The sequence below is a fragment of the Streptomyces sp. NPDC000878 genome, from assembly GCF_053599695.1.
Genome location: NZ_JBSFMT010000018.1, coordinates 61,640 through 88,446, shown reverse-complemented (window position 1 = coordinate 88,446; position 26,807 = coordinate 61,640). Strand labels below are relative to the sequence as shown.

At 69.0% G+C, this 26,807-nt stretch carries 22 protein-coding genes and 1 pseudogene; 14 read left to right on the top strand and 9 right to left on the bottom strand.

Annotated elements, in window-relative coordinates; all coding sequences use genetic code 11:
- Window positions 1-4: 4 nt before the first annotated feature.
- Window positions 5-583 carry a biotin transporter BioY gene (locus tag ACWDR4_RS18615; protein ID WP_450409731.1) on the bottom strand — a complete coding sequence of 193 codons (579 nt, stop codon included), beginning with the start codon at window positions 581-583 and terminating at the stop codon, window positions 5-7.
- A gap of 481 nt (window positions 584-1,064) precedes the next feature.
- Here ACWDR4_RS18615 and ACWDR4_RS18610 point away from each other — a divergent pair, with 481 nt between their 5' ends.
- The 7 genes and pseudogenes from ACWDR4_RS18610 (at window position 1,065) to ACWDR4_RS18580 (ending at window position 8,376) form a co-directional block, all read left to right on the top strand.
- On the top strand, window positions 1,065-2,300 hold the full coding sequence (locus tag ACWDR4_RS18610) for an ROK family protein (RefSeq protein WP_450409729.1): 1,236 nt from the start codon (window positions 1,065-1,067) through the stop codon (window positions 2,298-2,300).
- A gap of 200 nt (window positions 2,301-2,500) precedes the next feature.
- Window positions 2,501-3,568 carry an ABC transporter substrate-binding protein gene (locus tag ACWDR4_RS18605; protein WP_450409727.1) on the top strand — a complete coding sequence of 356 codons (1,068 nt, stop codon included), beginning with the start codon at window positions 2,501-2,503 and terminating at the stop codon, window positions 3,566-3,568.
- A gap of 5 nt (window positions 3,569-3,573) precedes the next feature.
- Entirely contained in the window at window positions 3,574-4,428 is an 855-nt protein-coding gene (locus tag ACWDR4_RS18600) for an ABC transporter permease (protein ID WP_450409725.1), read from the top strand.
- Window positions 4,404-5,120, top strand: coding sequence for an ABC transporter ATP-binding protein (locus ACWDR4_RS18595; protein WP_450409723.1), 717 nt, complete (start codon window positions 4,404-4,406; stop codon window positions 5,118-5,120). Before ACWDR4_RS18600 ends, ACWDR4_RS18595 begins: the two co-directional genes overlap by 25 nt.
- A gap of 190 nt (window positions 5,121-5,310) precedes the next feature.
- Window positions 5,311-6,651, top strand: a complete 1,341-nt coding sequence (locus tag ACWDR4_RS18590; protein WP_450409720.1) for an LLM class flavin-dependent oxidoreductase — start codon at window positions 5,311-5,313, stop codon at window positions 6,649-6,651.
- Window positions 6,652-6,700: 49 nt separating this feature from the next.
- Window positions 6,701-7,625, top strand: a pseudogene (locus tag ACWDR4_RS18585) (TauD/TfdA dioxygenase family protein).
- 109 nt (window positions 7,626-7,734) lie between these two features.
- Window positions 7,735-8,376, top strand: coding sequence for a superoxide dismutase (locus ACWDR4_RS18580; RefSeq protein ID WP_450409719.1), 642 nt, complete (start codon window positions 7,735-7,737; stop codon window positions 8,374-8,376).
- Window positions 8,377-8,517: 141 nt separating this feature from the next.
- Here ACWDR4_RS18580 and ACWDR4_RS18575 read toward each other — a convergent pair whose 3' ends face one another.
- A complete protein-coding gene (locus ACWDR4_RS18575) occupies window positions 8,518-9,174 on the bottom strand; it encodes a mycothiol-dependent nitroreductase Rv2466c family protein (RefSeq protein ID WP_450409717.1) in 657 nt (218 codons plus the stop codon).
- 135 nt (window positions 9,175-9,309) lie between these two features.
- On the opposite strand from ACWDR4_RS18575, the gene pepN reads away from it, so the two are divergent.
- From pepN to ACWDR4_RS18560, 3 genes are all read left to right on the top strand, one after another.
- Complete coding sequence (gene pepN / locus ACWDR4_RS18570) at window positions 9,310-11,892, top strand: aminopeptidase N (RefSeq protein WP_450409715.1); 2,583 nt, start codon at window positions 9,310-9,312, stop codon at window positions 11,890-11,892.
- 111 nt (window positions 11,893-12,003) lie between these two features.
- Complete coding sequence (locus ACWDR4_RS18565) at window positions 12,004-12,948, top strand: hypothetical protein (RefSeq protein WP_450409713.1); 945 nt, start codon at window positions 12,004-12,006, stop codon at window positions 12,946-12,948.
- 124 nt (window positions 12,949-13,072) lie between these two features.
- A complete protein-coding gene (locus ACWDR4_RS18560) occupies window positions 13,073-14,146 on the top strand; it encodes a hypothetical protein (protein WP_450409712.1) in 1,074 nt (357 codons plus the stop codon).
- An 81-nt stretch (window positions 14,147-14,227) separates the two neighbouring features.
- On the opposite strand, the gene ACWDR4_RS18555 is transcribed toward ACWDR4_RS18560, so the two are convergent.
- The 5 genes from ACWDR4_RS18555 to ACWDR4_RS18535 form a co-directional block, all read right to left on the bottom strand.
- On the bottom strand, window positions 14,228-14,662 hold the full coding sequence (locus tag ACWDR4_RS18555) for a hypothetical protein (RefSeq protein WP_450409710.1): 435 nt from the start codon (window positions 14,660-14,662) through the stop codon (window positions 14,228-14,230).
- Window positions 14,663-14,834: 172 nt separating this feature from the next.
- Window positions 14,835-15,998, bottom strand: coding sequence for an LLM class flavin-dependent oxidoreductase (locus ACWDR4_RS18550; protein ID WP_450409708.1), 1,164 nt, complete (start codon window positions 15,996-15,998; stop codon window positions 14,835-14,837).
- Between the two features lie 158 nt (window positions 15,999-16,156).
- Window positions 16,157-17,326: a serine hydrolase domain-containing protein gene (locus ACWDR4_RS18545; protein ID WP_450409706.1), complete on the bottom strand. Its 1,170-nt coding sequence runs from the start codon at window positions 17,324-17,326 to the stop codon at window positions 16,157-16,159.
- 155 nt (window positions 17,327-17,481) lie between these two features.
- Complete coding sequence (locus ACWDR4_RS18540; RefSeq protein WP_450409704.1) at window positions 17,482-18,645, bottom strand: serine hydrolase domain-containing protein; 1,164 nt, start codon at window positions 18,643-18,645, stop codon at window positions 17,482-17,484.
- A gap of 95 nt (window positions 18,646-18,740) precedes the next feature.
- Window positions 18,741-19,166 (bottom strand): ATP-binding protein, encoded by a 426-nt coding sequence (locus tag ACWDR4_RS18535; protein ID WP_450409699.1) that lies wholly within the window; start codon window positions 19,164-19,166, stop codon window positions 18,741-18,743.
- Between the two features lie 201 nt (window positions 19,167-19,367).
- On the opposite strand from ACWDR4_RS18535, the gene ACWDR4_RS18530 reads away from it, so the two are divergent.
- Genes ACWDR4_RS18530 through ACWDR4_RS18520 form a run of 3 tightly spaced genes read left to right on the top strand, consistent with a single transcriptional unit; the run spans window position 19,368 to window position 20,674 of the window.
- Window positions 19,368-20,249, top strand: a complete 882-nt coding sequence (locus ACWDR4_RS18530; protein WP_389353468.1) for a helix-turn-helix domain-containing protein — start codon at window positions 19,368-19,370, stop codon at window positions 20,247-20,249.
- Between the two features lie 5 nt (window positions 20,250-20,254).
- Window positions 20,255-20,476 (top strand): DUF397 domain-containing protein, encoded by a 222-nt coding sequence (locus ACWDR4_RS18525; protein WP_450409697.1) that lies wholly within the window; start codon window positions 20,255-20,257, stop codon window positions 20,474-20,476.
- Between the two features lie 3 nt (window positions 20,477-20,479).
- On the top strand, window positions 20,480-20,674 hold the full coding sequence (locus ACWDR4_RS18520; protein ID WP_450409696.1) for a DUF397 domain-containing protein: 195 nt from the start codon (window positions 20,480-20,482) through the stop codon (window positions 20,672-20,674).
- A 10-nt stretch (window positions 20,675-20,684) separates the two neighbouring features.
- Here ACWDR4_RS18520 and ACWDR4_RS18515 read toward each other — a convergent pair whose 3' ends face one another.
- Both ACWDR4_RS18515 and ACWDR4_RS18510 read right to left on the bottom strand, forming a co-directional pair.
- Window positions 20,685-22,454: a TIGR03767 family metallophosphoesterase gene (locus tag ACWDR4_RS18515; protein ID WP_450409694.1), complete on the bottom strand. Its 1,770-nt coding sequence runs from the start codon at window positions 22,452-22,454 to the stop codon at window positions 20,685-20,687.
- A gap of 249 nt (window positions 22,455-22,703) precedes the next feature.
- Window positions 22,704-23,168, bottom strand: a complete 465-nt coding sequence (locus ACWDR4_RS18510) for an NUDIX hydrolase (protein WP_450409692.1) — start codon at window positions 23,166-23,168, stop codon at window positions 22,704-22,706.
- A gap of 287 nt (window positions 23,169-23,455) precedes the next feature.
- On the opposite strand from ACWDR4_RS18510, the gene ACWDR4_RS18505 reads away from it, so the two are divergent.
- Window positions 23,456-26,764 carry a S8 family serine peptidase gene (locus tag ACWDR4_RS18505; protein ID WP_450409690.1) on the top strand — a complete coding sequence of 1,103 codons (3,309 nt, stop codon included), beginning with the start codon at window positions 23,456-23,458 and terminating at the stop codon, window positions 26,762-26,764.
- The last annotated feature ends 43 nt before the right edge of the window (window positions 26,765-26,807 follow it).

Below are 26,807 nucleotides of genomic sequence, written 5' to 3'. Positions count from 1 at the left end.
TTCTTCAGCTCTTGTTGACGAGCTTCCAGGCCGTCGGCAGTACGCCCATCGCCAGCGCCGCCTTCAACGCGTCGCCCAGCAGGAACGGGGTGAGGCCGGCGGCGATCGCCGCGCTCGCGCTCATGCCGGCCGCCAGGGCGAGGTACGGGACGCCGATCGCGTAGATGATCGCCTCGCCGATCAGCATCGTGCCCGCCATGCGCAGCACCGAGCGGTCGGCGCCGCGGCGGGCCAGCGCGCCCACGGCGGCGGACGCGAGCAGCATGCCGAGGATGTAGCCGAAGGACACGGACGCGCCCGAGCCGCCCTCCGCGAACCACGGCACGCCCGCCAGACCGGCCAGGGCGTAGAAGGCGAGGGCGGCGAGGCCGCGTCCCGCGCCGAGCGCGGTGCCGACGAGGAGCGCGGCGAAGGTCTGCCCGGTCACCGGCACCGGCGAGCCGGGCACGGGGACGGCGATCTGGGCGGCGATCCCGACGAGCCCGGCACCGCCGAGCACGAGCGCGGCGTCCCGGACGCGGGAGGCGGGGAGCAGGTCGGCGAGGACCTGGCCGGGGCGGGCGGGGGCGACGGCGGTTGCCATGGGGACTCCGCGGGGATGTGGGTGAGCGGCAAGGGACATCGTGACGCTATCCCAGCGCCCTCGGGCCGATCACCGTCAGCGCTCGACAAAGGGGGCGACGGCGGCTTGGTGGGCTCCGGACAAACGGTGGGGGTTACACCCGGTACGGCGTGATGCCGGTCACTGAGGTGGAGTGGTTCGGGCTACGGGGCGTGGCGGGCGGCCTCTGTAGGGTTCCGCCAATACCGCCAGCTGCTCGGATTCGTGCCGTCTCGCCCGCTGGTCGCCATCTGGGCAGCGGCGGACCGTTTTGCTAGCTTCGTGCGCATGGTCGCCCAGTCCCGGTACTTCTCGTCGCGTCGCTATGTCGACCTGCGACGCGTGGGCACGGCCACCTGTCGCCGCCCCGGGTGAGGCGGCTCCGGCGCGCCTCGCTCCACAGGACTCCCCGAGTCCCTACGAGACGGCGCAGTGTCGGACCCGTTCCCCGAGGATGATCGCCATGCCCCGTGCCGCGGCACCCACCCTTTCCCCTTCTCCTACTCCCTCCTCTTCCCGCATACCTCGCGCCGCCGATCCCGACCGGCGCCGGACCAGCGCGAGTGTCGTGCTGCGGTCCGTGCTGGAACACGGGCCCGTGGCGCGCAGCACCATCGCCCGACTGACGGGGCTGTCACCGGCGTCGGTGACGGACTACTGCGCGCGGTTCGCCGAACTCGGCCTGATCCGTGAGGAGTCCGCGCCCCGGCGGTCGAACGGGGTGGGTCGTCCGCACGTCCCCGTCGACCTGGACAGCTCCCGGTTCGTCGTGGGCGGAGTCCATGTGGCCGTGCCGTACACGACGGTCGCGCTGCTCGATCTGCGCGGACGGGTGGTGGCCCAGCGGGAGTTGAAGCACGAGCGCACCGATCCCGGGTGGGTGCTGGCGCGGGCCGCCGAGGGGCTGCGGGCGCTGCTGGACGGCGCCCCCGCCTGCCGGGCCCTCGGTGTCGGCGTGGCCGTCGGCGGCTGGGTGGACCGGGAGTCCGGGACCGTCGTCGAGCACCCGATGCTGGGCTGGCGGGACGTGGCGGTGCGCGAGGTGCTCGGCGCCCGTACCGGGCTGCCGGTCCATGTGGACGGGCACGCGCGGGCGTTGGTCAACGGGGAGCGGCTGTTCGGGCCGGCGCGGGGCAGCGGGAGCGTGCTGCATCTGTTCGTCGGCAATGTGGTCGACGCGGCGTTCGCGACCAACGACGAGGTGCACCACGGGCCGCGCTCCCAGGCGGGCGCCATCGCCCATCTGCCGGTGCCGGGCGGTATGGAGATCTGCGACTGCGGTCGTACGGGCTGCCTCCAGGCCGAGTTGAGCGAGCGGACGCTGTGCCGGCGGGCGCGGGAGGCGGGTGTCGTCGAGGGCACGAACCCCATGCACGTGGTCGCGGCGGCGGCTGCGGGCGACCAGGATGCCGTGGGGCTGCTGGTGCGGCGGGCGGGTGCCGTGGGGCGGGCGGCGCGGCTGCTGCTCGATGTGCTGAACCCGGAGACGGTGGTCGTGACCGAGGTCGGGACCATCTACCGCGAGGACTGCCTCGCCGCGCTGCGCGAAGGGGTCGGCGCCGACCGCGCGGCCTCTGTCGTGCCGACGAGTTTCCCGGACTCGGTGCTCGCGGTGGCGGGCGGTTCGGTAGCTCTCGATGTGCTGTACCGGGATCCGCTGGCCGCTTCACCTGTGGCTGCTTCACCTGTGGCTATTTAATTCAGAAACTCCGAATGTTGACAGGGGTTCCGCATACCCGCGAGCATCCTTTCATGAGCCCTCACCTGCACTGTCGCACCCTTTGTTGCTGACTCGTTGCCCCGTGTGAATCGCTCATTTCTGCTGCGTGATTTTCCTCGCCATGCCTTTCTCAGGCGTTTGTTCGGTACTGCCTCGGCATTGATTCAGGGAGTCCTCCCATGCCCTATTCCCGTACGTCCGGCCCCGACCGACGACTCTTCCTCAGCTCCCTGCTCGGCGCCGCGGCCGGTGTCGCCGGGCTGAGCGGCTGCGCCGACAGCAGTGCCGCCGCCAGTACCAAGGGCGCCTCGACCGCCCCGCTCGCCGAAAAGGTTCCGGCCGGTACGAGTCTGAAGATCTCCTCGTATCTGAACACCCAGCAACTCCAGTTCAAGCTCGCCAAGTTGGGCGACCTGCCGTTCAAGGTGTCGAGCTGGGCGAACATCGGCGCCGGTCCCGATGTCATCAACGCATTCCGCGCGGGCTCCCTCGATGTCGCCAACAACGCGGGTATTCCGCCGATCCAGGCGCACTACCAGGGATACGACACGAAGATCGTCGCGATCAACGTCACCCGCAAGCCGAACTATCTCTTCGCCACCAAGCCCGGCAGCGACATCCGGACCGTCGACGACTTCAAGGGCAAGAAGCTCGCCTTCTCGCAGGGGCAGGCCCAGGGCGTCGTCCTCCTGCGGGCGTTGAAGGAGGCCGGGCTCGCCTACGACGAGGTCGAACTCGTCCCGCTGACCAGCAACCAGTTCTTCACCGCCCTGCAGTCGGGCCAGGTGGACGTCGCTCCGCTGGGCAACAGCCAGGCGCCCGCGTACCTGGCGCAGTACGGCGCCAAGGGTGCCCGGACCATCGAGACGGACGTGGTCGACCTGCTCAACCTGCTGTGGGCGCCGGTCTCCGTGCTGAACGACCCCGCGAAGGCCGCCGCGATCGCCGCGTACATCCCGTACTGGGCCAAGGGCCAGGTGTGGGCGTACGAGAACCCGGACGCCTGGAACGAGGAGTTCTACGTCAAGACGCAGAACCTGACCCTCCCCCAGGCGCAGGCAATCACGGCGCTCGCCAACAAGCCGCTGTTCCCGCCGAGTTGGGACGAGGCGATCAAGTGGGAGCAGGAGACCGCCGATCTGCTCGCGGAGGGCGGCTTCGTGAAGAAGTTCGACGTGAGTTCGCTCTTCGACCATCGCTTCGAGGGCATCGCGGCGAAGTCCGTGGCTGCGGAGTACCGGAGGTGACCGCCGTGACGACGTCCACGACCACGACCACGATCGCAGCCGTGCCGGTCACCGGCGGCGGGGAACTCGCCCAGGTCCGGCGGCGGCGACGGCTCTCACCCGGCAAGCGGCTGCCCGCCGCCCAGCTCATCGGGCCGGTCCTCTTCCTCGCCCTGTGGGCCGCCGCCTCCGCCGCCGGACAGCTCGACCCGGCCGCGATCCCGGCGCCCTGGACCGTGCTGAAGACCGGTGTCCATCTGTGGACCGACGGGACCCTGCCGACCGACATCCTGACCTCGCTGCGACGGGCCTCCTCCGGCTTCGCGATCGGGCTGACCGCCGGCATCGTCCTCGCCCTGGCCTCCGGGCTCAGCCGGGTCGGCGAGACGCTGATCGACGGGACGGTCCAGCTCAACCGGGCGATCCCGACCCTCGGTCTGATCCCGCTGTTCATCCTCTGGCTGGGCATCGGCGAGACGTTCAAGGTCGCGATCATCGCCATCGTCGTCTACATCCCGATCTACCTCAACACGCATTCCGCGCTGTCCGGCATCGACAGCCGGTTCGTCGAACTCGCCGAGGTGCAGGGGCTGTCGAGGCTCCAGTTCGTCCGGCAGATCATCGTTCCCGGCGCGCTGCCCGGCTTCTTCGTGGGCCTCAGGCTCGGGGTGACCGGCTCCTGGCTGGGGCTGGTCGTCCTGGAGCAGATCAACGCCACCAGCGGACTCGGCTACATGATGTTCCAGGCCCAGAACTACGGCCAGAGCGATGTCATCCTCGTCGGCCTGGTCGTCTACGGCGTCTTCGGCCTGGCCTCCGACAGCGCGGTCCGTCTCATCGAACGGAGGGTGCTGTCATGGCGACGCACGCTGAGCAACTGACCCGGCCCGCCGTCCAACTCCGGGGTCTGACCCGGTCGTTCGACGGGCGGACGGTCCTCGACGGTATCGATCTCGACATCCCCGCCGGGCAGTTCGTCGCCCTGCTCGGGCACAGCGGGTCCGGCAAGAGCACCTTGTTGCGGGCGGTTGCGGGGCTCGATCACGAGGTGGTGGGGAGCGGGCGGCTCGTCGCCCCCGAGCGGGTGTCGGTGGTCTTCCAGGACGCGCGGCTGCTGCCGTGGCGGCGGGTGCTGGACAACGTACTGCTGGGTCTGGAGGGCAAGGAGGCTGCCGCGAAGGGGCGGGAGGCTCTTGCGGAGGTGGGTCTTAAGGGGCGGGAGCGGGCCTGGCCCAGTGAGCTGTCGGGTGGGGAGGCGCAACGGGCGGCGCTGGCGCGGTCGTTGGTGCGGGAGCCCGAACTGCTGCTCGCCGATGAGCCGTTCGGGGCATTGGACGCGTTGACGCGTATCAGGATGCATGCGCTGCTTCGGGAGTTGTGGCGGAGGCATCAGCCGTCGGTGCTGTTGGTCACGCATGACGTGGACGAGGCTGTTGCTCTGGCCGAGCGGGTGCTGGTGCTGGAGGACGGGCGGATCGGGCTCGATCTCGCCATTGACCGGGAGGCGGCTGCGCGGGGGGAGTACAGGGCGCGGTTGCTTGCGGCGCTTGGCGTGGCGGAGGACGTCCGGTGAGCGGATTTTTTCGCCCCCGCCGCCCCTACCCGTCCCATCCCGTTCCTGGGGGCTGCCGCCCCCAGACCCCCGCTTCGGCCTGAACGGCCTCGTCCTCAAACGCCGGACGGGCTGGATGGTGCCGGCCAGCGCTCGAAAGTCCACCCCTTCCCCGTCCTCCCCCGCACATGTCCGAAGCAAAGGACCTCCCATGACAATCCGTCAACTCCACCTCAACGCCTTCCTCATGAGTACCGGCCATCACGAAGCCTCCTGGCGGCTCCCCGAGAGTGACCCCTACGCCCACGTCGAGCTGGACCACTACATACGTCTCGCGCGGAGCGCGGAGCGTGGCACCTTCGACTCCCTCTTCCTTGCCGACAGTCCGCAGTTGTGGGGCAATATCGCCCAGCGGCCGGCCGGTGCCCTGGAGCCGCTCACTCTGCTCACCGCGCTGGCCACGGCGACCACGCACATCGGGCTGATCGCCACCGCCTCCACCTCCTACAACTCGCCCTACAACCTGGCCCGTAAGTTCGCCTCGCTCGACATCATCAGCGGGGGCCGGGCGGGCTGGAACATCGTCACCACCGCCGGGGCCGAGGCCGCCCGCAACTTCGGGCTGGAGGCGGAGCCCGCGCATGCCGAGCGGTACGCCCGTGCCGCCGAGTTCCTCGATGTGGCGGGCAAGCTCTGGGACAGCTGGGAGGACGACGCGATCGTCGCCGACAAGGCGGCCGGCATCTGGGGCGACGACTCGAAGGTGCACCCGCCCAGGCACAAGGGGAAGTACTTCAGCGTCGAGGGCGGCCTCAACGTGCCGCGTGCGCCCCAGGGTTACCCGCTGCTCGTGCAGGCGGGGTCCAGCGAGGACGGCAAGGCGTTCGCCGCCCGGTACGCCGAGGCCGTGTTCACCGCCCAGCAGACCATCGAGGACGCGCAGGCCTTCTACGCCGACCTCAAGTCCCGTACGGCGGCGGCCGGTCGGGACCCGGACCACATCAAGGTGCTGCCCGGGATTGTTCCGGTGCTGGGCTCCACGGAGGCCGAGGCGCTGGCCAACGAGCAGGTCCTGGAGGACCACATCGTGTACGCGCATGGTGTGGAGCGGCTGGAGGGGCTTCTCCAACTGCCCGCCGGGACGCTGGAGTTGGATGGCCTTCTCCCCGTCGATCTGCCTCCCGAGAGCGCCGTCGAAGGCGCCAAGAGCCGCTACACGCTCGTCGTCGAGCTGGCCCGGCGCGAGCGGCTGACCGTACGGCAGCTCATCGGGCGGCTCGGCGGCGGGCGTGGGCATCTCACCTTCGCGGGTACGCCCGAGCAGGTCGCCGACGAGATCGAGACCTGGTTCACGCGCGGTGCCGCCGACGGGTTCAACATCATGCCCGCGGTGCTGCCGTCCGGTCTCGACGCCTTCGTCGACCACGTCGTCCCGATCCTGCGCGCCCGCGGTCTGCTCCGCACCGAGTACGGGCCGCGCCGGACCCTGCGCGAGAGGTACGGCCTCCCGCGTCCCGCCAACCAGTACACCGCCAAGCCCGCTCTCGTCTGATCTCGTCCGACGAACCCCGATCCGGAAGGAAACCCGCACATGTCCGGCAATTGAAATCCAGAAGGTCACCGCCAACATCGGCGCCCGGGTGTCCGGTGTGGACATCGCCAAGCCCCTCGACGAGGAGCAGATCACCGCGATCCGCGAGGCCCTCAACGTCCACAAGGCACTGGTCTTCGACGAGGTCGACCTGGACGACGAGGGCCAGCAGGCCTTCGTCCGCCACTTCGGCGACCTCACCACCGCCCACCCCACCGTGTCCGCCGTCGACGGCGCCCCGAACGTGCTGCCGGTCGACAGCGAGCGCGGCCGGGCCGCCAACCACTGGCACACCGACGTCACCTTCGTCCTCAACCCGCCGCAGGCCAGCACCCTGCGCAGCATCACGATCCCGCCGTACGGTGGCGAGACGCTCATCGCCAGTTCGGCGGCTGCGTATCGCGATCTGCCGGAGCCCCTGCGGCAGTTGGCCGACAATCTGTGGGCCAAGCACACCAACGACTACGACTACGCGGTCCCGGACGAGGACCTCGACGAGCAACAGGCCGCCCAGCGCGCCCAGTTCACGTCCATCAACTTCCGCACCGCGCACCCGGTGGTCCGCGTCCACCCTCCCCCACTTCTCGACTTCGCTCGAAGCGGGGGGACCCCCATCCGGCGAACGCGGGCTGTTCATCGGGGGGTTCGCGCAGCGGATCGTCGGGCTGTCGGTGGGCGAGTCCCGCAAGATCCTGGACATCCTCCAGGCGTACGTCACCCGCCCGGAGAACGTCCTGCGCCACCGCTGGTCCCCCAACCAGCTCGTCCTCTTCGACAACCGCATCACCCAGCACTACGCCATCGACAACTACGACGGGCAGCCGCGCCGTCTGCACCGCGTGACCATCGCCGGGGACATCCCGGTCGGCGTCGAGGGCAAGGAGAGCTACTCGATCACCGGGGACGCCTCGCACTACACATCGGTCGCCGCCTAGGCCTGCCTGTCAGCAACAAAAAAGACCCTCGTGTGACGCACGCGAGGGTCTTTTTGTTGTTAGCGTGTACTTGCAAGTTATGTGCAATAAGAGGTCGAGGGGACCCCGCATGCCCGTGTACACGCTTCCCGAGCTGCCGTACGACTACTCCGCGCTCGCGCCCGTGATCAGCCCGGAGATCATCGAGCTGCACCACGACAAGCACCACGCGGCGTATGTGAAGGGTGCCAACGACACCCTGGAGCAGCTCGCGGAGGCGCGCGACAAGGAGTCGTGGGGGTCGGTCAACGGCCTGGAGAAGAACCTCGCCTTTCATCTCTCCGGGCACATCCTGCACTCCATCTACTGGCACAACATGACCGGTGAGGGCGGCGGTGAGCCGCTCGCCGCCGACGGTGTCGGTGACCTCGCGGACGCGATCACCGAGTCCTTCGGTTCGTTCGCCGGCTTCAGGGCGCAGCTCACCAAGGCCGCCGCGACCACCCAGGGCTCGGGCTGGGGCGTCCTCGCCTACGAGCCGCTCTCCGGTCGTCTGATCGTCGAGCAGGTCTACGACCACCAGGGCAACACCGGTCAGGGGTCGACCCCGATTCTCGTGTTCGACGCCTGGGAGCACGCCTTCTACCTCCAGTACCGGCACCAGAAGGTCGACTTCATCGACGCCATGTGGGCCGTCGTCAACTGGCAGGACGTGGCGAAGCGCTACGAGGCCGCCAAGTCCCGTACGGATGTCCTGCTGTTGGCGCCCTGAGCCGGCAGTGGTGAAGCGTCCTGCCTCGTGATCGTCTTCTCAACCTTCACCGGCAGGCGGAATGACGGGAGGCCCCCGCGAGGACGTGACTCGCGGGGGCCTCCCCCATGACGGCCGGACGGCCGGACGGCCGCCGGGGACTCAGAGGTTGCTGAAGTCCGGGCCCTTCGTGCGGGTGCGCTTTATCTCGTAGAAGCCGGGGACCGAGGCGACCAGGAGGGTGCCGTCCCACAGCTTGGCGGCCTCCTCGCCCTTCGGGGCCGGGGTGACGACCGGGCCGAAGAAGGCGATCTGCTCGCCGTCGGCGCCGGGGACCGCGATCACCGGGGTGCCGACGTCCTGGCCGACCTTGGTGATGCCCTCCTTGTGGGAGGCGCGCAGCTCGGCGTCGAACTCGAAGTCCTTCTGCTCGGCGTAGTCGATCAGGTCGGCGGGGAGGCCGACGTCGGCGAGGGCGCCCGCGATGGATTCCAGGGTCAGGCCCTCTTCGTTGTTGTGGGCACGCGTGCCCAGGGCCGTGTAGAGGGGGCCGACGACGTCGGCGCCGTGCTTCTGCCAGGCCGCCGTCACGACCCGTACGCCCTGCCATGCCTTCACCGCGAGCATCTCGCGGTACTCCTCGGGCAGCTCGTCGAGCCTGTCCTCGTTCAGCACCGCCAGGCTCATGATGTGCCAGCGGACCTCGATGTCGCGGACCTTCTCCACCTCCAGGACCCACCGGGAGGTCATCCAGGCCCAGGGACAGAGCGGGTCGAACCAGAAGTCGACGGGGGTCTTGGTCGAGGTCGTCTCGGACATGGGTCTCCTAGGAAAGTGGGCCTTCAACTGGGAACGTATCCCCGCCACCGTCGCATTCCCGGGTGTCCGGTGTCAGTGGTGCGTGGCAGGATCGGTGCTGGTCGGCCGTACTGATGACAATCGAGGGAGTGCTCGGTGCCCGGTGAGAATCTGTCCCGCGACGAGGCCCGGGAGCGGGCCGCCCTGCTGTCCGTCGACGGGTACGAGGTGTTCCTCGACGTGCGGTCCGCCGTGGGAGATGCGGCGAACGGTAGCGGGGGTCGGACCTTTCGGTCCGTGACCACCATCCGGTTCCGGTGTGCCGAGCCCGGTGCCGCCAGTTTCGCCGACCTTGTCGCGCCCGCTGTCACCGCCGTCTCCCTCAACGGGCGGGATCTCGACCCGGGGGCCGTCTTCGACGGCACGCGCGTCCTGCTGGAGGATCTCGCCGCCGAGAACGAGCTGGTGGTCGACGCCCAGTGCGCCTACTCCCGCACCGGCGAGGGCCTGCACCGCTTCGTCGACCCCGAGGACGGCGAGGTGTATCTGTACACGCAGTACGAGCCCGCCGACTCGCGTCGCGTCTTCGCCAACTTCGAGCAGCCCGACCTGAAGGCCCCGTTCCGGTTCGAGGTGCGTGCTCCGGAGGGGTGGGTCGCGTGGAGCAACGGGCTCGGGGAACTGGTCGATGGTGTGTGGCGGTTCGCCGAGACCAAGCCGATCTCCACCTACATCACCGCCATCCTCGCCGGGCCCTATCACTACGTCACCGACTCGTACTCGCGTACGTTCGCCGACGGTACGACGCTCGACATCCCCCTCGGTGCCATGTGCCGCAAGGGTCTCGCCCCCTACTTCGACTCCGACGACGTCTTCCTCGTCACCAAGCAGGGGCTGGACTTCTTCCACGACCACTTCGACTACCCGTACCCCTTCGGGAAGTACGACCAGGGGTTTGTGCCCGAGTACAACCTGGGTGCCATGGAGAACCCTGGACTGGTCACCTTCCGCGAGGAGTTCATCTTCCGGGGGAAGGTGACACAGGCGGCGTACGAGCGGCGCACGAACGTCATCCTGCACGAGATGGCCCACATGTGGTTCGGCGACCTCGTCACCATGGAGTGGTGGGACGACCTGTGGCTCAAGGAGTCCTTCGCCGACTTCATGGGCGCCTTCTCGCTCGTCGAGGCGACCCGTTTCACCAACGGCTGGGTCACCTTCGCCAACAACCGCAAGTCCTGGGCCTACCGCGCCGACCAGCTCCCCTCCACGCACCCCATCACGGCCGACATCCGCGACCTGGAGGACGCCAAGCTCAACTTCGACGGCATCACCTACGCCAAGGGCGCCTCCGTACTCAAGCAGTTGGTGGCGTACGTCGGGCGGGACGCGTTCCTCGAAGGCGCGCGGCGGTACTTCAAGCGGCACGCGTACGGCAACACGCGCCTCGGCGATCTGCTGTCGGCGCTGGAGGAGACCAGCGGGCGGGACCTGACCTCCTGGTCGCGTGCCTGGCTGCAGACCGCCGGGGTCAACTCCCTCACCCCGCAGGTGCTGTTGAGCGCGGACGGGCTGATCACCGAGCTGGCCGTGCTCCAGGAGGCCCCCGAGTCGCACCCCGAGCTGCGCCCGCACCGGGTGGCCGTCGGCCTCTACCGGCGGTCCCCCGAGGGCGCGTTGGAGCGGTACGCGCGTGCCGAGGTCGATGTCGACGGGCCCCGTACGGTCATCGGTGAGCTGGTCGGGAGCGAGGCACCCGAGCTGGTGCTCGTCAACGACGACGACCTCACGTACTGCAAGATCCGGTTCGACGAAGGGTCGTTGGACACGCTCCGGGCGCAGCTCGGTGACCTCACCGACCCGCTCGCCCGCGCCCTGTGCTGGTCCGCGCTGTGGAACCTCACGCGGGACGCGCTGATGCCGGCCCGGGACTTCGTCGACCTGGTGCTGCGGTTCGCGGGGCGCGAGTCGGACATCGGCGTCCTCCAGATGCTGCACGCCTGGGCGGGCTCCGCGCTCACCCACTACGTGGCCCCCGACTGGCGGGCGACCGGTGAACGTCTGCTCGCCGAGGGCGCGTTGAAGGAACTGCGGCTCGCCGAGCCGGGCAGCCAGCACCAGTTGACGTGGGCCCGTTTCCTCGCGGCGGTGGCGTCCAGCGAGGCCGATCTCCAGCTGCTCCAGGGGCTGTTGGAGGGCACGGCGAAGATCGACGGTCTGGACGTCGACCAGGAGCTGCGGTGGGCGTTCCTGGAACCGCTCACCTCGCACGGCGTCGCCGACGAGAAGACGCTCGCCGCCGAACTCGCCCGCGACGACACGGCGTCCGGCAAGCGCCACCAGGTCCGCTGCCTCGCCGCCCGTCCCTCGGCGGCGGTCAAGGCACAGGCCTGGGCGCAGGTCGTCGAGTCGGACTCCCTCTCCAACGCCCTTGTCGAGGCCACCATCTCGGGCTTCGTCCAGGGCTCGCAGCGGGAGCTGCTCGCGCCGTACGCGGAGAGGTACTTCGCGGTGATCGAGCGGATCTGGGCCGACCGTTCGATCCAGATCGGGATGGATGTCGTACGGGGCCTGTTCCCGTCGCTCCAGGACTCGCCGGGGACGCTGGCGGCGACGGACGAGTGGCTGGCGGACCGGGCGGACGCGGCGCCTGCCCTGCGGCGCCTGGTTCTGGAGGCGCGGGACGACCTGGCGCGGGCGCTGCGGGCACAGGCGTGCGACGTGACAGCAGTGCGATGACCGAACAAATTGGTGGTTTGAGAAAGCACCCCTGGAGCAGGTGTGCCCCTGGGGTGCCGGGGACGGTGATGTTGAGAAAGAAGTGAAGGACCTGCAAGGGGGGAAGTCGAAGTGTTCGAGTCCGAAGTCGACGCGCGCGTGGACGAGTTGGTGCGCGGACTACGGCGTATCACGGGGGCACTGCTGGTGATGGCGTCCGCCCATCCGGACGCGGCAAGGGCACGCGAACTCGCGGTGGCGGCGAACGTGTTGACCACGGACGTGCTGCCACGGCTGGACGAGGACGCCGGGGGCGCGAGGGAGGTCCCGGTGGTGGCCGGGGAGGACGTCTTACCGTCCTCCCCGGCCACCACCGGCTCGACGGCGATCGGCACGCTCGTCGAGCGCTATCCGCCGGACCACGCGCACCACTCGGCCCAACCCGTCTTACTGGACCCGGAGTTGCCGTACGAGAAGTGGCGGCATCTGCACCGGCTCACCTACCGGCGCCCGGCCGCCTTCGACTCCGCGCCCTACTGGAACGATCCAACTCCCCACCTCGGCAGACCCGTCCGCTGGGGAGTGGCGTCGAGCGCCACGGTCGTACGGCGGATGCGGCATCACTACGTGACCATGCGGGACCTCGACAGCCATGCGGGCCGGCTGGTGCAGCGGATGCTCCACGCCTCCCGGGCGATCCTCGAAACCCGTGCCGTGCGGGGGGACTTGTTCGGCGGTGGACAGCTGCCCGACCGGCATGAACTGGAGCGGAAGCTGGAGCGGGCGCAGTGGAACGCCGCCGTGCTGGCCGCCCGCCGCGGTGACACGGCGTTGCCCCAGCTCGAAACGATCCTGCGGGACTTCGAGATACTGGCCCGCGCCATCCTGGAACTGGACGACCTGTACCGCACCAGACCGGCCACCCCGACCGCCGAGGGCCGCCTCGCCGACGCCCTGCACGGCGCCGGCGCCCTGATCCGCCACTGGCCGCCCGGCAGCACGGACTCCTCCGGCCCCTCCGGCCCCGCCGCCCCCGCCGACCCCACCGTTACCGAACCCGGTCACTCGCCCCCGTAACCCCCGGATGGACCAGCGCCTTTCGGCACTCGAACGCTTGCACTTTAGGGCGATCTTGTCCGGAATTGTCAACGGCCGTGTAACAGCGGTTAGGGGACGGATCGGACACGGGAAAGCCGGAGTCATGACCCACAACACCCCGCTCTCCCCGAGCCCCCGCCCCCTCCGCCACCTGTCGCACGTACAGCGCCGGGTGCTGACCGCCGCTCAACTGCGGGCGCACGGCGTCCCGGCCGCCGAGGCGAACGAGCAGTGCCGGTCCGGCGGACCCTGGCAGCAGCTCCTGCCGGGCGTGTTCCTGCTGCACCCGGCGCCGCCCACCAGCGAGGAGCGGCTGCACGCGGTGCTGCTGTACGCGGCGAAGGAGCGGGCGGCGACGACGGGGATCCCGGCCCAGCCGGACTGCGAGGAGCCGTACCGGGAGCGCGGCCGGCCGGTCTACACCGAGGCCATGATCACCGGCCTGGCCGCACTCGCCCTGCACGGCTTCTCGTCCGCGCCGCCACTCCTCTCCCTCGACGCCTTCGACGTCCTGGTCCCCCGGCTGCGCCGGCTGCGCTCGACGGGCTGCGTCCGCATCGTCCGCACCTCGGCCCTGCCGACGCCCGAGGTGATCGAGGGGCTCCCGGTCGCCCCGGTCGCGCGCGCCCTCGCCGACGCGGTGGCCGGTCTCGCGGACGCGGGTGCCGTACGCCGGCTGCTGACCGACGCGGTGCGCGGCGGGCACTGTGAACCGGCGGCGGTGGTACGGGAGTTGCACCAGGCGCGGCTGCTGAGCCGGCCGCATGTCGTGGACGCGGTCGACTCCCTCCTCGCGGAGGGCCGGGCCATCGCGGAGGACCGGCTGTACCGGATGGTGCGCGAGCACGGCCTCCCGGACCCGGTCTGGAACGTCGATCTGCGCCTGCCCGGCGGCCCGTGTCTCGGCGGCGTCGACGCCTACTGGCCCGACCACGCGGTGGCGATCGAGCTGGACACCCGCGCCCCGCGCCCGGGCCACCGCGAGGAGGACGACGCGCTGTGGTCGGAGTACGCCCGCAAGCGCGAGCACCTGGAGCGGCTGGGCATCACGGTCGTCCACATCACCCCGCGCAAGCTCCGCGAGACGATCGAACAGCAGGCGACTGTCGTACGTACGGCTCTTATGGCGTCGGGGGACCGCGAGCCGGCGGCGTACGTCGTGGTGCTGCCCCGGTAGTGACGGACCGGGCAGCACCAGGAGGGGAGAGGAGGGGCCACCGGGAGACCGGGGGCCCCTCCTCGCGCGAGGCCACCGATGTCAACCGGTGTAGGCCCAGGCCGCGCTGCCTAAAAGGACGAGCAGTGCGGCGACCGCCACCGCGCGTCCGCGTGCCTTCGCTCCCCAGCCGCGCCAGATCAATGACGTGGTGAGGAATTGCAGGGCGGTGGCATGGATCAGGACGCCGAGTGCGATGGAGAAGGAGGCTGTCCACTCTCCGTTCATGGCGGAACCGACACCATGGCCGAGTAATGCGGCAAGGCCGCCGAACAGGGCCGCTCGCGTACCTTCGCCGGCCGCTTGACCGTCTTCCTGTCCGCTTTCCTGCCCGCGACGACGTACTCGTGACGACTTCGACATCCGTTCCCGCGCGATGAAACCGAGCACGATGACGGCTGTCGCCGCGAGGAGGCTTGCGACCGCAGTCGCCGAAGCCAACCCGTGGACGATGGATGCCGATTCCTTCATGGACATGTATTTGTGACTTACGTTGCGGGCGAAGTGTGCTGCTGCCGTGGATCGGCGGCGCGAGCAACGTAACAACCTTTATTTCTCCACGAGTTGGCCAAATAGGTACCTGGCTCGATCGAATGGGTCAGTGGCGGATTTGGGCGGTACCGCGGTACTCGGTACCGCCCAAATCCCATCACCCCTGGTCGAGTTCCGGGATCAGTTCGCCGATCAGCTGGATGCTGCGGGTCACCGCGTCGGTGGGGAGCGCTCCCACCTGGTGGAAGCACATCAGGCGGTCGATGCCCAGGTCGGCGTAGGCGCGCAGTTTCTTGCGGCAGGTTTCGGGGCTGCCGACGATGAGGGAGTCCTGGGCGGCGAGTGCGTCGAACAGCTCGTCGTCGGGGACCTGTTCGCCCTGGAGGATGCGGCCGATGGCGATCAGGGCGGGGCTCGGCGCACCGGCGGCAGCGGTCTCCTGCCTGATGAACTCACCGGCGAGGCCGCCGCCGGAGGGGTCTGCGGCGATCCGCTGCTCACGTTCCATGGTCTCCATGAAGGCGCCGGCGGCCTCGAAGAAGGTGAGCGCGCGGGCGGTGTACCAGGCCGCGGCGGCTGCGGCGCCGCTCCTCATGGCCTCCTCGTCGGTCTCGGCGCAGTGCACGAAGGTGAAGAAGGCGACCTGGTTGTTGACGAACGCGCCTACGGGGTCGGTGCAGTTGGCGGCGGCGGCCCGGTACAGGTCGACGAGGCGCGCGACCCGGTCGAGGGGCTCCCAGAGGGTCGTACCGAGGACTCCGACGCCGCGCCGTCCGGCCTCCTCGAAGGACACCGGGCTGGACGCGGCCTGCCAGAGCGGCGGATGGGGGCGCTGGTACGGGGCGGGGAGCACCGGGACGCCGTTGCTGGCGGTGCGGTCGCCTGTCCACATGCGGGGGATGGTCTCGAAGGCGTCCTGTACGCGGTCCCTTACCGTCTCCGGGTCGGCGCCGAAGAGCCGCCACTCGGGCGGGGTGGAGCGGGTCAACCCGATCTCGGCGCGTCCGCCGCTCAACTGGTCGAGCATGGCGGCACGTTCGGCGATGCGGATGGGGTGGTTGATCTGGGGCGGGGCGAGTACGGCGGCGTGGCCCAGGCGGATCCGGCTGGTGCGCTGGGAGATCGCGGCGAGGAGGAGTTCGGGGGCGGAGGAGAGGCTGAACTCCTCCGCCCCGTGGTGCTCCACCTGCCACCAGCAGCCGTAGCCCAACTCGTCGGCGAGGACGGCCTGTTCGAGGGTCTGGCTGATGCGCAGGTGTTCGTGATCGTCGCGCTGCCAGGGACGCGGGTCCTGGATCTCGCTGAACATGTCGATTTTCATCGGCTTGGAGCGGCCTTTCCGTGATGCATGCGGTGGATCCATGGGGTGGACGCATGCGGTTGTGCGTGCTCCGGGGTGTCCGGTGCACCGGTGCTGAGGCCCTGCGCCGATCACGATAAGAGGTATTGGATTATTTCCTGCTTTACGAGCTTCTCCCTCTACGAATCTCCACAGAACTCCGCCTCCATGATCTTCGTGCTGCCGACTCCCCAGTCGTCGTTGAAGTTGAGGGCGAGGGAGTGCTTGCCGTCGGCCGTGGTGACCGCCTCGGAGCTGGAGCCGTGGAGGCCGCCGCCGTGGCCCCAGACCTCGACACCGCAGGTCAGCTTGCGCACGTAGATGCCGAGGCCGTAGTCGCCCTCCACCAGTGGCGCCGGGAACGTCACCTTCATCTCGGCGAGTTGCTTCGCGGGCAGGACCTCGCCGCGCAGGAGTGCCGAGTAGAAGCGGTTCAGGTCACCGGGGTTGGAGATGATCTCGCCCGCCGAGTTGGCCCACGAGGGGTTCATCTCGGTGACGTCGTAGATCTTGCCGGTGGGCGTGAAGAAGTTCGAGTACGCCCTGCTGCTCGGCTGCGGCACGGTGGGGTCGGTACCGGGCATGTACGTGCCGTGCAGGCCGAGCGGCTCGATGACGCGCGCGCGGACCTCGTCGCCGTACGAGTTGCCGGTCACCTTCTTGATGACCAGCCCGGCGAGGAGGTAGTTGGTGTTGGAGTAGGACCAGGAGGTGCCCGGCGCGAAGGTCGGCCGGTGGCTCATGGCGATGGCCATGAGTTCGGCGGGTGTCCAGGTGCGGTAGCGGTTCTCGGCGAAGGTCTCCGGGAGGAAGATCGCCAGTTGGAAGGCGCCGTCTTCGGTGTAGTCGAAGATGCCGCTGGTGTGGTTGAGGAGTTGGCGGACGGTGATCTTCCGTCCGTCGTGGCCGTTGCCGCGCACGACTCCGGGCAGCCACTTGTCGACGGTGTCGTCGAGCGACAGCCGTCCCTCGGCGGCGAGTTGGAGCAGGACGGTCGCGATGAAGGTCTTCGTGATGCTGCCGGCGCGGTACCGGTCGTCGGCGTTGCGCGGCTGTTTGGTCTTGAGGTTGCCGACCCCTGCGGTCGCCTTCCAGACGCCGTGCTCGTCCGCGACCTGGACGACGACTCCCGTGACGCCGTCCTTGACCACCTCGTCCATGGCCTTGCGGGTGGCGTCGTGGGTGCGGGTCTGTTGTTCGGTGCGGGCCTGTCGTTCGGTGGGCGCCGCCACGGCGGTGGGCGCGGTGAGCGCCCCCGCCGCGACGGCGACCGCTGCGGCGATTCCGACCAGCTCCTTGCGCATTGACATGTCGTTCCCCCTTGCGGATCTTGCTGTTCTTGCCGTTCTGTTGGTCTGCTGTTCTTGCTGCTCAGGGGGTGTGACGGGGTGAGCGGTCGGAAGGTTGCGAGGATTGTGACGGTTAGGAGTTTTTCGGCCTTTGTGTGATTAATGCCCCGTCAGCTCTACTTCTTGCCGCAGTACTCCGCCTCGACGACCTTCACCGGGTCGCCGCTCCAGTCGCCGTTGAAGTTGAAGGCGAGGGAGTGCTTGCCGTCGGCCGTGGTGCCGGCGAAGGAGCTGGAGCCGTGGATGCCGCCGCTGTGACCCCAGATCTTCACCCCGCAGCTCAGCTCGTTCTCGATGAGCCCGAGGCCGTAACGCCCGTCGACCACCTCGGCGGGGACGGTCGTCTTCATCTCGGCGAGTTGCTTCGCGGGCAGGACCCTGCCGCGCAGGAGCGCCGAGTAGAAGCGGTTCAGGTCACCGGGGTTGGAGATGATCTCGCCCGCGGAGTTGGCGGCGGAGGGGTTGAACTCGGTGACGTCGTAGATCTTGCCGGTGGTGTTCTCGGCGAGCTGCGAGTAGGCGCGGCTGCTGGGCCGGGGGACGCGGTGGTCCGTACCCGGCATGTACGTGCCGTGCAGGCCGAGCGGCTCGATGACGCGCGCGCGGACCTCGTCGCCGTACGAGTTGCCGGTGACCCTCTGGATGACCATCCCCGCGAGGGTGTAGTTGGTGTTGGAGTAGCCCCAGGCGGCCCCCGGGGCGAACTCGGGCCGGTGCCCCATGGCGATCCCGACGATCTCGTCCGGGGTCCAGGTGCGGTACTTGTTCCTGAAGAAGTTCTCCGGGAGGAAGATCTCGCTCTGGACGTACTCGTCGTCGGTGTAGTTGAAGATGCCGCTGGTGTGGTTGAGGAGCTGGCGGAGGGTGATCTTCCGTCCGTCGTGGCCGTTGCCGCGCACGACTCCGGGCAGCCACTTGTCGACGGTGTCGTCGAGTGACACCCGTCCCTCGGCCTCCAGTTGGAGCAGGACGGTCGCGATGAAGGTCTTCGTGATGCTGCCGGCGCGGAAGTTGTCGTGCGCGCTGCGCGGCTGCTTCGTCTTGAGGTTGCCGACCCCCGCGGTCGCCTTCCAGACCCCGTGCCGATCCTTGGCCTGAAGGGCCACACCGGGTACGCCGTCCTTGACGGTGGTGTTGATTGCGTTGCGGGTCGCCCCGTGAGCGCCGCCGCGTTCGGCTGGTGCGGCCATCGCCGGCGCCGCGAACGCGCCTGCGGCGACCGCGAGTGCGGCGGCCATCCCGACCAGCCTCTTGTTGACCGGCCTCTTGTTGGCTGACATGCCGTTCCCCCTTGTTGCGGTTGCTCCTGACAGTCGGGGGGAGGGACACGGGGACCTGACCGGAGGTTGACAGGGTCGGGGTGGTTGGGCGCGTTTCAGCCTTTGGGTGAGTTGAGGCGGGCGCGGACGGTTTTGCCTACGCCGGCGCGCAGGAACCAGTCGAGAGAGTCGGTGAGTTGCTGTACGACGGCCAGTCCACGCCCTCGCTCACTGAGCGTGCGGGGCCTGACCTCGGGGAACGCGAGCACCGGGTCGGACACCTCGATGCTCAGCGCGTTGTCGTCCAACTCGACGATGCGCAGGCGCAGTTCGTGGCCGGGGATTCTGCCGTGCACGACGGCATTGGCGACGAGCTCCGAGGTGACCAGAACGGCGTCCTCGATGTCGCCGGGCCAGTTCCACATGGTGAGGCGACGGCGGACGTGGAGGCGGGCTAGGCGGACGCTGCGCGGGGTCATGGGGTAGCCCAAGGTCCAGTTGTGAGTGAGGACGGCAGGGAAGGGTTGGGGAAGGTCAAGCATGGGGGCACCTTTCGGCTTGGGATGCCCAACCAAGGTGGCCCCAGTACTGGCCCACCTGCAATCGAAACCCACTCGAATATTCAGAGTGGATGAAATTGGACTATGCGGAGTTCTGCGCAATCGCCTGCGCGGCGCGCACACAGCGTGCCAGACTCGCTGCACAACGTTAGCAACACGCGCAGGGACACAAGGACGGTGCACATGGCAGCCAAGCGCGGGCGGACGGGGCAGCGACTCGAACTTGGGCTTCAGCTACGCCAGTTGCGCGAGAACTGCGGCCTCGGAGACCGGGGAGCCGGTTTCACGCGCAAGCAGGCGATCCAGGGCACGCGGATCTCCGAGGCCGCGTTGCAGAGGATCGAGACCGGTTCCCTCAACTTTCGCAACGTGGGCGACCTTCGGAAGCTGCTGGACAGGTACGGCGTCACCGACGACGATGTCATCGAGTCGTTGATCAACCTCAACAAGGAGTCCGCCAACCGTGACTGGATCACGCAGTACCGAGGCGTAATGCCAGCGGGGATGCCCGGCTTCGTCGGGCTCGAACCCGAGGCCCGCAGCATGAGGGCGTACCACCCGACACTGGTCTACGGCCTGCTCCAGACGGCGGGGTACGCACAAGCAGTGCTCGAACTGCACAAGCCCGTCGAGGAGACCACCTCGGAATTCATCCGCAGCAGCGTGGAGGTACGGATGAAGCGCCAGGAAGTGCTCACCCGGGAGGACCCAGTGAGGCTCCGCGTCATCCTTGGGGAGGCTGCTCTGCGGTACCCGGTTGGGGGTGCGGATGTGATGCGCGAGCAGTACGCGCGGATCGAGAAATTGTCCGCCTGGGACCACATCTCCATTCAGGTGTTGCCGTTCCGATCGAGCTATCGCGCCGCGCACGACTTCGCGATTCTCGACTTCGGCGACCAACTGCCTCCGCGAGTCCAGGCCGACAACGCCTGGGGGGCCATGTCCACGTCGGACAAGCCTCGCGAAGTCGACCGCTTCACCCGCCGCTTCGACTCGATGGTGGCCTCGGCACTGCCTCCCGAGGACACCTCCGCCTTCCTCCACCGACTAGAACGAGAGTTGTAGATTCCATGCCCACTCACCCGACCGCCTCCGACCTCGCGCCCCAGGAAGCCTGGCGCAAGTCGTCCTACAGCGACGGAACCGGCAACAACTGCGTCGAGACAACCGACCTCGTTCCGGCCGTCGACATAGCCGTCCGCGACTCCAAGAACCCGGCGGGGCCTGCCCTACTGCTCCCCGCCACGGCGTGGTCCGCTTTCGTCACCCACGTACGCGAGGGAGAGCTGTAGGCCGTGCCGACTCGCCCCTCCGCCTACGCCTGGTTCAAGTCCGCGTACAGCGACGCGGGCCAGAACTGCCTCGAAGCCGCCCACCTGGCGTCGCGTATAGGCGTCCGCGACTCCAAGAACCCCACCGGCCCCGCCCTCCTGCTCCCCGCCACGGCGTGGTCCCCCTTCCTCGACCACGTCCGCTGCGGGAAGCCGTAGAAGAGGGGGCTCAGCCCTTCCTCAACACCAACTCCACATTCCGGTCCCCCGCACCCCCCGACAGATCCACACGCGCCCCCGGCGCATTGAACGACAGCTCCCGGTACAGCGCCGCCAGCCCCGTCTGGGACAGGTCCGTGTAGTCCGTCGCGTGCGGGGCCGCCGATTCCACCAGCGTGGTGAACAGCGAGATCGTGCCGTCCTTGTTGTCCGTCAGCTCGATCACGCGGGCCAGTTGGGGGAAGTCGATGTGCGATGCCGTCGAGATCTCCCAGAACGAACGACCTTCCGGCGCCGAGTGCGGGGTGATCACGTTGCGGTGGATGTGGCCGTTCACCCACGCCAGGACGTTGCTGTGGCTGCCCAGGAGGGACACCACGTCCGCGCCGTCGTGGCGGCGCTCGTTCGGGTGGGCCGGGTCCCTGTGCGTGTTGGTCATCGACTCGCTGGTGTGGTGGCTGAAGACGATCGCGTACGAGCCGTCTTTCGCGTGCTCCCGCAACGTCCGGTCCAGCCAGCGCAGTTGGGCCGAGCCGATCGAGCCCTGGTAGTGGCCGCCCGGGTCCGTCGTGTCGATGCTGATACCGATCACGTCATCCGAGATGCGGAACGTGTAGTACTGGGTGCCGGCGTCCAGGTTCGTCGACGAGTAGCCGTGGCCCACCGGGCCCACCCCCGCGTACGCCGGGTCCAGGTGTGCCTTCAGGTACTCCGCCCTCGTGAACGGGGCCCTCTTCTCGTCCGGGGTGACCGAGCGCAGGTCGCGGGTGTGGGCCTGGATCAGTTCCCGGAAGCGGATGCCCCTCGGGTCGTCGGAGCTTCTGATCTCGTCCTGGAGGGCCTTGCTGCGTGCCGCCGGCAGATCCATCAGCTTCTTGCCGCCCACCGCGAAGTCGGTCAGGAACGGGTCGCTGTGGGAGGCGTAGCAGCCGAGGGGGAGGGAGTCGTGGTTGCCGACCGTCGAGTACCAGGGCAGGTTCAGGCCGGGGCTGCGGACCTCGCGGATCGCCGCATCGAGGAAGCCCTCGATGTGCGGGAAGCCGTGCTGCTTGTCGGTGTCGCGGGTGGTCGTGTCCGGCTGCCAGTAGAGCGGGAGGCCGCTGTTCTGGACGCCCTCGTAGCGGCGCGGGTCACCGGTGTTGGGCGTCATGCGTCCGCCGCTCATCACCTTCATGAACCACTCCAGCTCGGACCGCGCGTTGTTGTCCGTGTTGTCGCCGGTGGTCATCACGAAGTGGAGCGGGGAGCCGGTCACGGGGGCTCCGCGCAGCGCGTTGATCCGCTCCACCAGGGAGACCGCGCCCTGCACCGACAGCGCCTCGTGCGGGCGCCAGGCGTGGACGTCGGCCGAGCGCATGTACTCCAGACGCAGCGGGTGCTGTACGTCGGTCAGGTGCAGGTCCGTGAACTGGACGAAGGCCGCCATCGTGGTCCGGCGGGCGGCCCGGGCCGCGTGCGCCGACGCCAGCTCCGTACGCACCACCCGTCCCCACGCCCGGCCTTCACCCAGTCGGCGGTAGCCGCCCGCACCAAAGGGTGCGGAGACCGTGTTGAGCGTGGTGCCCCGGGTGAAGGGGGCGAGCGCGGCCGGTGCCGCCTGGCGGGACACGGCCACCGGGCCCTCGGCCGCCGCTGATTCGGCCGCCGTCGCGGCCTGGCTGTCACTGGGCCGCAGCGCGTAGCCGACGCCCGCCGAGACGGACACCGCCCCGGCCACGGCGAGTACGGAACGTCGATTGAGCCCCGGCACGGAGCCGGCGACAGAGCGTGTGCGCGACATGGCGCGGTCTCCCCGAGTGCGAACGCGTCGGCAGTGGTCACGGGCGATCGCAGTCGCGAACGTCCCGCTCACTCTGGATGCTTGGCACCGGGGATGACCTGCGCGTGAACTCGACAGCAACGCGCGACACCGATCACCGTACGTGGATCTTGGGCCACCCGGCCCGTTCACGACCGCACGGCGAACGGCCCGGAGTCAGTCACTCCGCGTTCATCTGACGGGGTAACCCCACTCCACCGGGCGCACTCCTCAGCCCTTCGTGCCCGCCTTCTCCGCCCGTCCCGTGCGCGGCCGTTCCAGCCACAGTTCCAGGCCGATGTCCACCATCCGCGCCTTCGTCAGTTTCGCCAGTGCGCCCAGGTCGTGCCAGGCGGCCAGGTCGGTCGAGCCGTTGGCCTCCGGGCGCAGCTCGCCACCGGAGACCAGGCCCTCGTAGACCAGCGCCAGCCCCTGGTGGTCCTTCGGACGGCGCAGTCGGCGGGTGAAGGTACGGCGGCGGGAATCGATGCCCAGCAGACCCGTGACGTCGATGCGGTAGCCGGTCTCCTCCAGCACTTCGCGGCGGACCGTGTCGTACGGGTCCTCGCCGTGTTCCATGCCGCCGCCCGGCAGCACCCACTCGTGGCCGCCCTCGCCGTCGGGACTGCGGGCGAGCAGGATCTGGCCGTTGCGGACGACGACGGCGTACGCCGCGACCCTCAGCGTTTCTCGCATATGGGGACGCTAGCGCGCGGGGCGGGAATGTTCAGGTGGATTAGCCCCGAACGACACCGGGAACGAAGCGGCGCAATTCGGACGTCATCCAGCCAAAGCGCATCGCGGGTTTTCCCCACTCGTTCATATAGTTTCGGTCAACCATCCCCAAACATCCGTCCCTTACGTAAAGCTATGTGATCGTCCGGCGTCTTAATTCCGGACTCTCTTGGCCAAGGTCGATCAACTCGGCCGCCCAACGCACGCCCCCTCACCTACGCACGCTCCTTTACCTACAAGGGATGCCGATGACCCTCACCCCTCAGCGCGAACCGATCTCGGGCGCGAGACGAGTGGCGCGCATAGCCGTGGCCGCCGGACTGGTGGCCGCGCTCTCCGCAGCCGGGCCCATACCGATGGCCTTCTCCGCGGACACGGCGGCGGACGCCGCTCCGGCCGACGGTTCCGTCAAGTCGGCGCACGACAAGCTCGGTTCCTCCGACGCCGACCTGCTGGCCGAGGCCAAGGCCGACGGCGTCAAGAACGTCACGATGATGATCGCCACCGCGCCGGGCCAGACCGAGCAGGTCGCCGAGCAGCTGGACGCGGTCAAGGGCGGCTCGGTCGGCCGTACCTACGACAAGCTCGGGTACGTCCGCGCCACCGTCCCCACGGGGAAGGCCGACTCGGCCATCTCCGCCGCCGCGAAGCTGTCCTCCGTGCACGGCATCGACCTGCGGCAGGACATCCCGCTGGACGACCCGTCGCCGAGTGCCGACACCGCCTCCGCCCCCCAGGCGAGTGCCACCACCACTTACGCGGCGCCGAACAAGAACACGCCCGCCGAGAACCCGTACAACCCGTCCTTCGAGACGGGCGCCGTCGACTTCGTGAAGAAGAACCCGAAGGCGGACGGCCGCGGCATCACCATCGGCATCCTCGACTCCGGTATCGACCTGGCGCACCCCGCGCTGCAGAAGACCACCACCGGCGAGCGCAAGATCGTCGACTGGGTGACCTCGACCGACCCCATCCTGGACGGCGACGCCAGCTGGCGGGCCATGGTGACCCCGGTCGCCGGACCCACCTTCGCCTTCGGTGGCAAGACGTGGACCGCGCCCGCGGGCAACTACGAGGTGAACCTGTTCCGCGAGTCCGCGACCGCGGGCGGCGACGCCGCCGGTGACGTGAACCGCGACGGCGACACCACCGACACCTGGGGCGTCCTCTACGACGCCGCGGCCGGCACGGTCACCGTCGACGTCAACGGCAACAACGACTTCACCGACGACACACCGATGAAGCCGTACAAGGACGGCTACCAGATCGGCTACTTCGGTACCGACAACCCGGCCACCGATGTCGTCGAGCGCCAGCCCTTCGTCGTGGAGATCCGCAAGGACGTCCCGATGGACCCGTACGGCGGCGACTGGGTCGGCAAGACGGCCGACTTCGCCAACATCGGTCTCATCAGCAGCGAGCACGGCACCCACGTCGCGGGCATCACCGCCGCGAACAGCCTGTTCGGCGGCAAGATGAACGGCGCCGCCCCCGGCGCGAAGCTCGTCTCCTCGCGCGCCTGTGTCTTCGGCCCGAGCTGCACCAACGTGGCGCTCACCGAGGGCATGATCGACCTCGTCGTCAACCGTGGCGTCGACATCGTCAACATGTCGATCGGTGGCCTCCCGGCGCTGAACGACGGCAACAACGCGCGCGCCGAGCTGTACACGCGTCTCATCGACACGTACGGCGTGCAGCTCGTGATCTCGGCCGGCAACTCCGGTCCGGGCGCCAACACCATCGGCGACCCCGGTCTGGCCGACAAGGTCATCTCGGTCGGCGCGTCCATCTCCAAGGAGACCTGGGCGGCCAACTACGGCTCGGCCGTGGCGAAGAAGTACGCCATGATGCCGTTCTCGTCGCGCGGCCCGCGTGAGGACGGCGGCTTCACGCCGACGATCACCGCGCCCGGCGCCGCGATCAACACCACGCAGACCTGGCTGCCGGGCTCCCCGGTCGCCCAGGCCGGCTACACCCTCCCGGCCGGCTACTCGATGCTCCAGGGCACCTCGATGGCCTCCCCGCAGGCCGCCGGCGCCTCGGCGCTGCTGCTGTCCGCCGCCAAGGAGAAGGGCATCGCCCTCACCCCGGCCGACCTCCGCACGGCCCTGGGCTCGACCGCCGACCACATCAAGGGTGTGCAGGCGTACGAGGAGGGCGCGGGCCTCATCAACATCGTGGACGCGTGGAAGGCCATCAAGTCCGGCGCCACCGCCCACGACTACACCGTCAAGGCCCCGGTCGACACCGCGATCGACTTCGCGCTGAAGACCCCGGGCTTCGGCACCGGCCTGTACGACCGCGAGGGCGGCCTCAAGGCCGGCGTCAAGAAGTCGTACGAGATCACCGTGACGCGTACGTCCGGTCCCGCGAAGGCGGTCCGGCACGAGCTGCACTTCGAGAACAACGCCGGTGACACCTTCAAGATCGTCGGCTCCGACGAGGTCAAGCTGGAGCTGAACAAGCCGGTCACCGTCAAGGTCGCCGCGAAGTCGGCCACGGCCGGCATCAAGAGCGCCATCCTTGAGGTCGACGACCCGAAGACCGAGGGCGTCGACAAGCAGATCCTGACCACGGTCGTGGTCTCGAAGCCGCTCAAGTACACGTTCTCCGCGTCGGGTTCGGTGCAGCGCAACAGCACCCAGTCCTACTTCGTGACCGTGCCCGAGGGCGCCACGACCCTTGAGGTCGCGATCAGCGGCCTGGCCGCCACCAGCCAGACCCGGTTCATCTCGATCCACCCGTACGGTGTCCCGGTCGAGGACACGGGCACGCCGTACTGCTACAGCAACTACCCGAACACCAACGGCTGCGCGCCCGACGTGCGTTCGTACCCGAACCCGCAGCCCGGTGTCTGGGAGGTCGAGGTCGAGTCGCGCCGTACGTCGCCGCTGCTCGACAACCCGTACAAGCTGGACGCCACCGTCCTGGGCGCCACCTTCGACCCGGACGTCGTGACCGTTCCCGAGGCCAAGGTCGGTACCCCGATCGCCGCCTCCTGGAAGGTGACGAACAACCTCGCCGCGGTCGACGGCAAGCTGGCCGGCGGCCCGCTCGGCTCGGCCCTGAACGCCCGTCCGACCATCGAGGACCTGGCCGTCCAGACCACCACGGTCGAGGTGCCCGAGGGCGCCGCCTCCCTGGACGTCTCCATCGGCAATGTCTCGGACACGGCCGCGGACCTCGACCTGTACGTGTACGACGCGGACGGCAACGAGGTCGCCCTCTCCGCCGACGGCGACTCGGAGGAGGCGGTCTCCATCGCCTCGCCCGCCGCCGGTACGTACACCGTCCAGGTCGTCGGCTACGCGATCCCGGCCGGCACGACCGCGTACGACTACCAGGACGTCTTCTACTCGTCCGCCCTGGGCTCCATCCAGGTCGCCGACACCCCGGTGAAGCTCGGCACGGGCGCCTCGACGACCGTCTCCGGCAACATCGTCGCCTCGGCGGTCGCACCGGAGGGCCGTGAGTTCTTCGGCCAGGTGTCCCTGGTGAACGCGCACGGCACGGTGGCCGGCATCGGCAACGTGAAGATCGAGAAGGTCACGCCGTAGTTCCTACGGTGAGGTGATGGGGGCGGGCGCCCGGTACCAGGTA

Coding starts and splice junctions, on each gene's coding strand:
- ACWDR4_RS18615 (WP_450409731.1), bottom strand. CDS start 583: ATGGCAACCGCCGTCGCCCCCGCCCGCCCCGGCCAGGTCCTCGCCGAC.
- ACWDR4_RS18610 (WP_450409729.1), top strand. CDS start 1,065: ATGCCCCGTGCCGCGGCACCCACCCTTTCCCCTTCTCCTACTCCCTCC.
- ACWDR4_RS18605 (WP_450409727.1), top strand. CDS start 2,501: ATGCCCTATTCCCGTACGTCCGGCCCCGACCGACGACTCTTCCTCAGC.
- ACWDR4_RS18595 (WP_450409723.1), top strand. CDS start 4,404: ATGGCGACGCACGCTGAGCAACTGACCCGGCCCGCCGTCCAACTCCGG.
- ACWDR4_RS18590 (WP_450409720.1), top strand. CDS start 5,311: ATGACAATCCGTCAACTCCACCTCAACGCCTTCCTCATGAGTACCGGC.
- ACWDR4_RS18580 (WP_450409719.1), top strand. CDS start 7,735: ATGCCCGTGTACACGCTTCCCGAGCTGCCGTACGACTACTCCGCGCTC.
- ACWDR4_RS18575 (WP_450409717.1), bottom strand. CDS start 9,174: ATGTCCGAGACGACCTCGACCAAGACCCCCGTCGACTTCTGGTTCGAC.
- ACWDR4_RS18560 (WP_450409712.1), top strand. CDS start 13,073: ATGACCCACAACACCCCGCTCTCCCCGAGCCCCCGCCCCCTCCGCCAC.
- ACWDR4_RS18555 (WP_450409710.1), bottom strand. CDS start 14,662: ATGTCCATGAAGGAATCGGCATCCATCGTCCACGGGTTGGCTTCGGCG.
- ACWDR4_RS18550 (WP_450409708.1), bottom strand. CDS start 15,998: ATGAAAATCGACATGTTCAGCGAGATCCAGGACCCGCGTCCCTGGCAG.
- ACWDR4_RS18545 (WP_450409706.1), bottom strand. CDS start 17,326: ATGTCAATGCGCAAGGAGCTGGTCGGAATCGCCGCAGCGGTCGCCGTC.
- ACWDR4_RS18540 (WP_450409704.1), bottom strand. CDS start 18,645: ATGTCAGCCAACAAGAGGCCGGTCAACAAGAGGCTGGTCGGGATGGCC.
- ACWDR4_RS18535 (WP_450409699.1), bottom strand. CDS start 19,166: ATGCTTGACCTTCCCCAACCCTTCCCTGCCGTCCTCACTCACAACTGG.
- ACWDR4_RS18530 (WP_389353468.1), top strand. CDS start 19,368: ATGGCAGCCAAGCGCGGGCGGACGGGGCAGCGACTCGAACTTGGGCTT.
- ACWDR4_RS18525 (WP_450409697.1), top strand. CDS start 20,255: ATGCCCACTCACCCGACCGCCTCCGACCTCGCGCCCCAGGAAGCCTGG.
- ACWDR4_RS18515 (WP_450409694.1), bottom strand. CDS start 22,454: ATGTCGCGCACACGCTCTGTCGCCGGCTCCGTGCCGGGGCTCAATCGA.
- ACWDR4_RS18510 (WP_450409692.1), bottom strand. CDS start 23,168: ATGCGAGAAACGCTGAGGGTCGCGGCGTACGCCGTCGTCGTCCGCAAC.
- ACWDR4_RS18505 (WP_450409690.1), top strand. CDS start 23,456: ATGACCCTCACCCCTCAGCGCGAACCGATCTCGGGCGCGAGACGAGTG.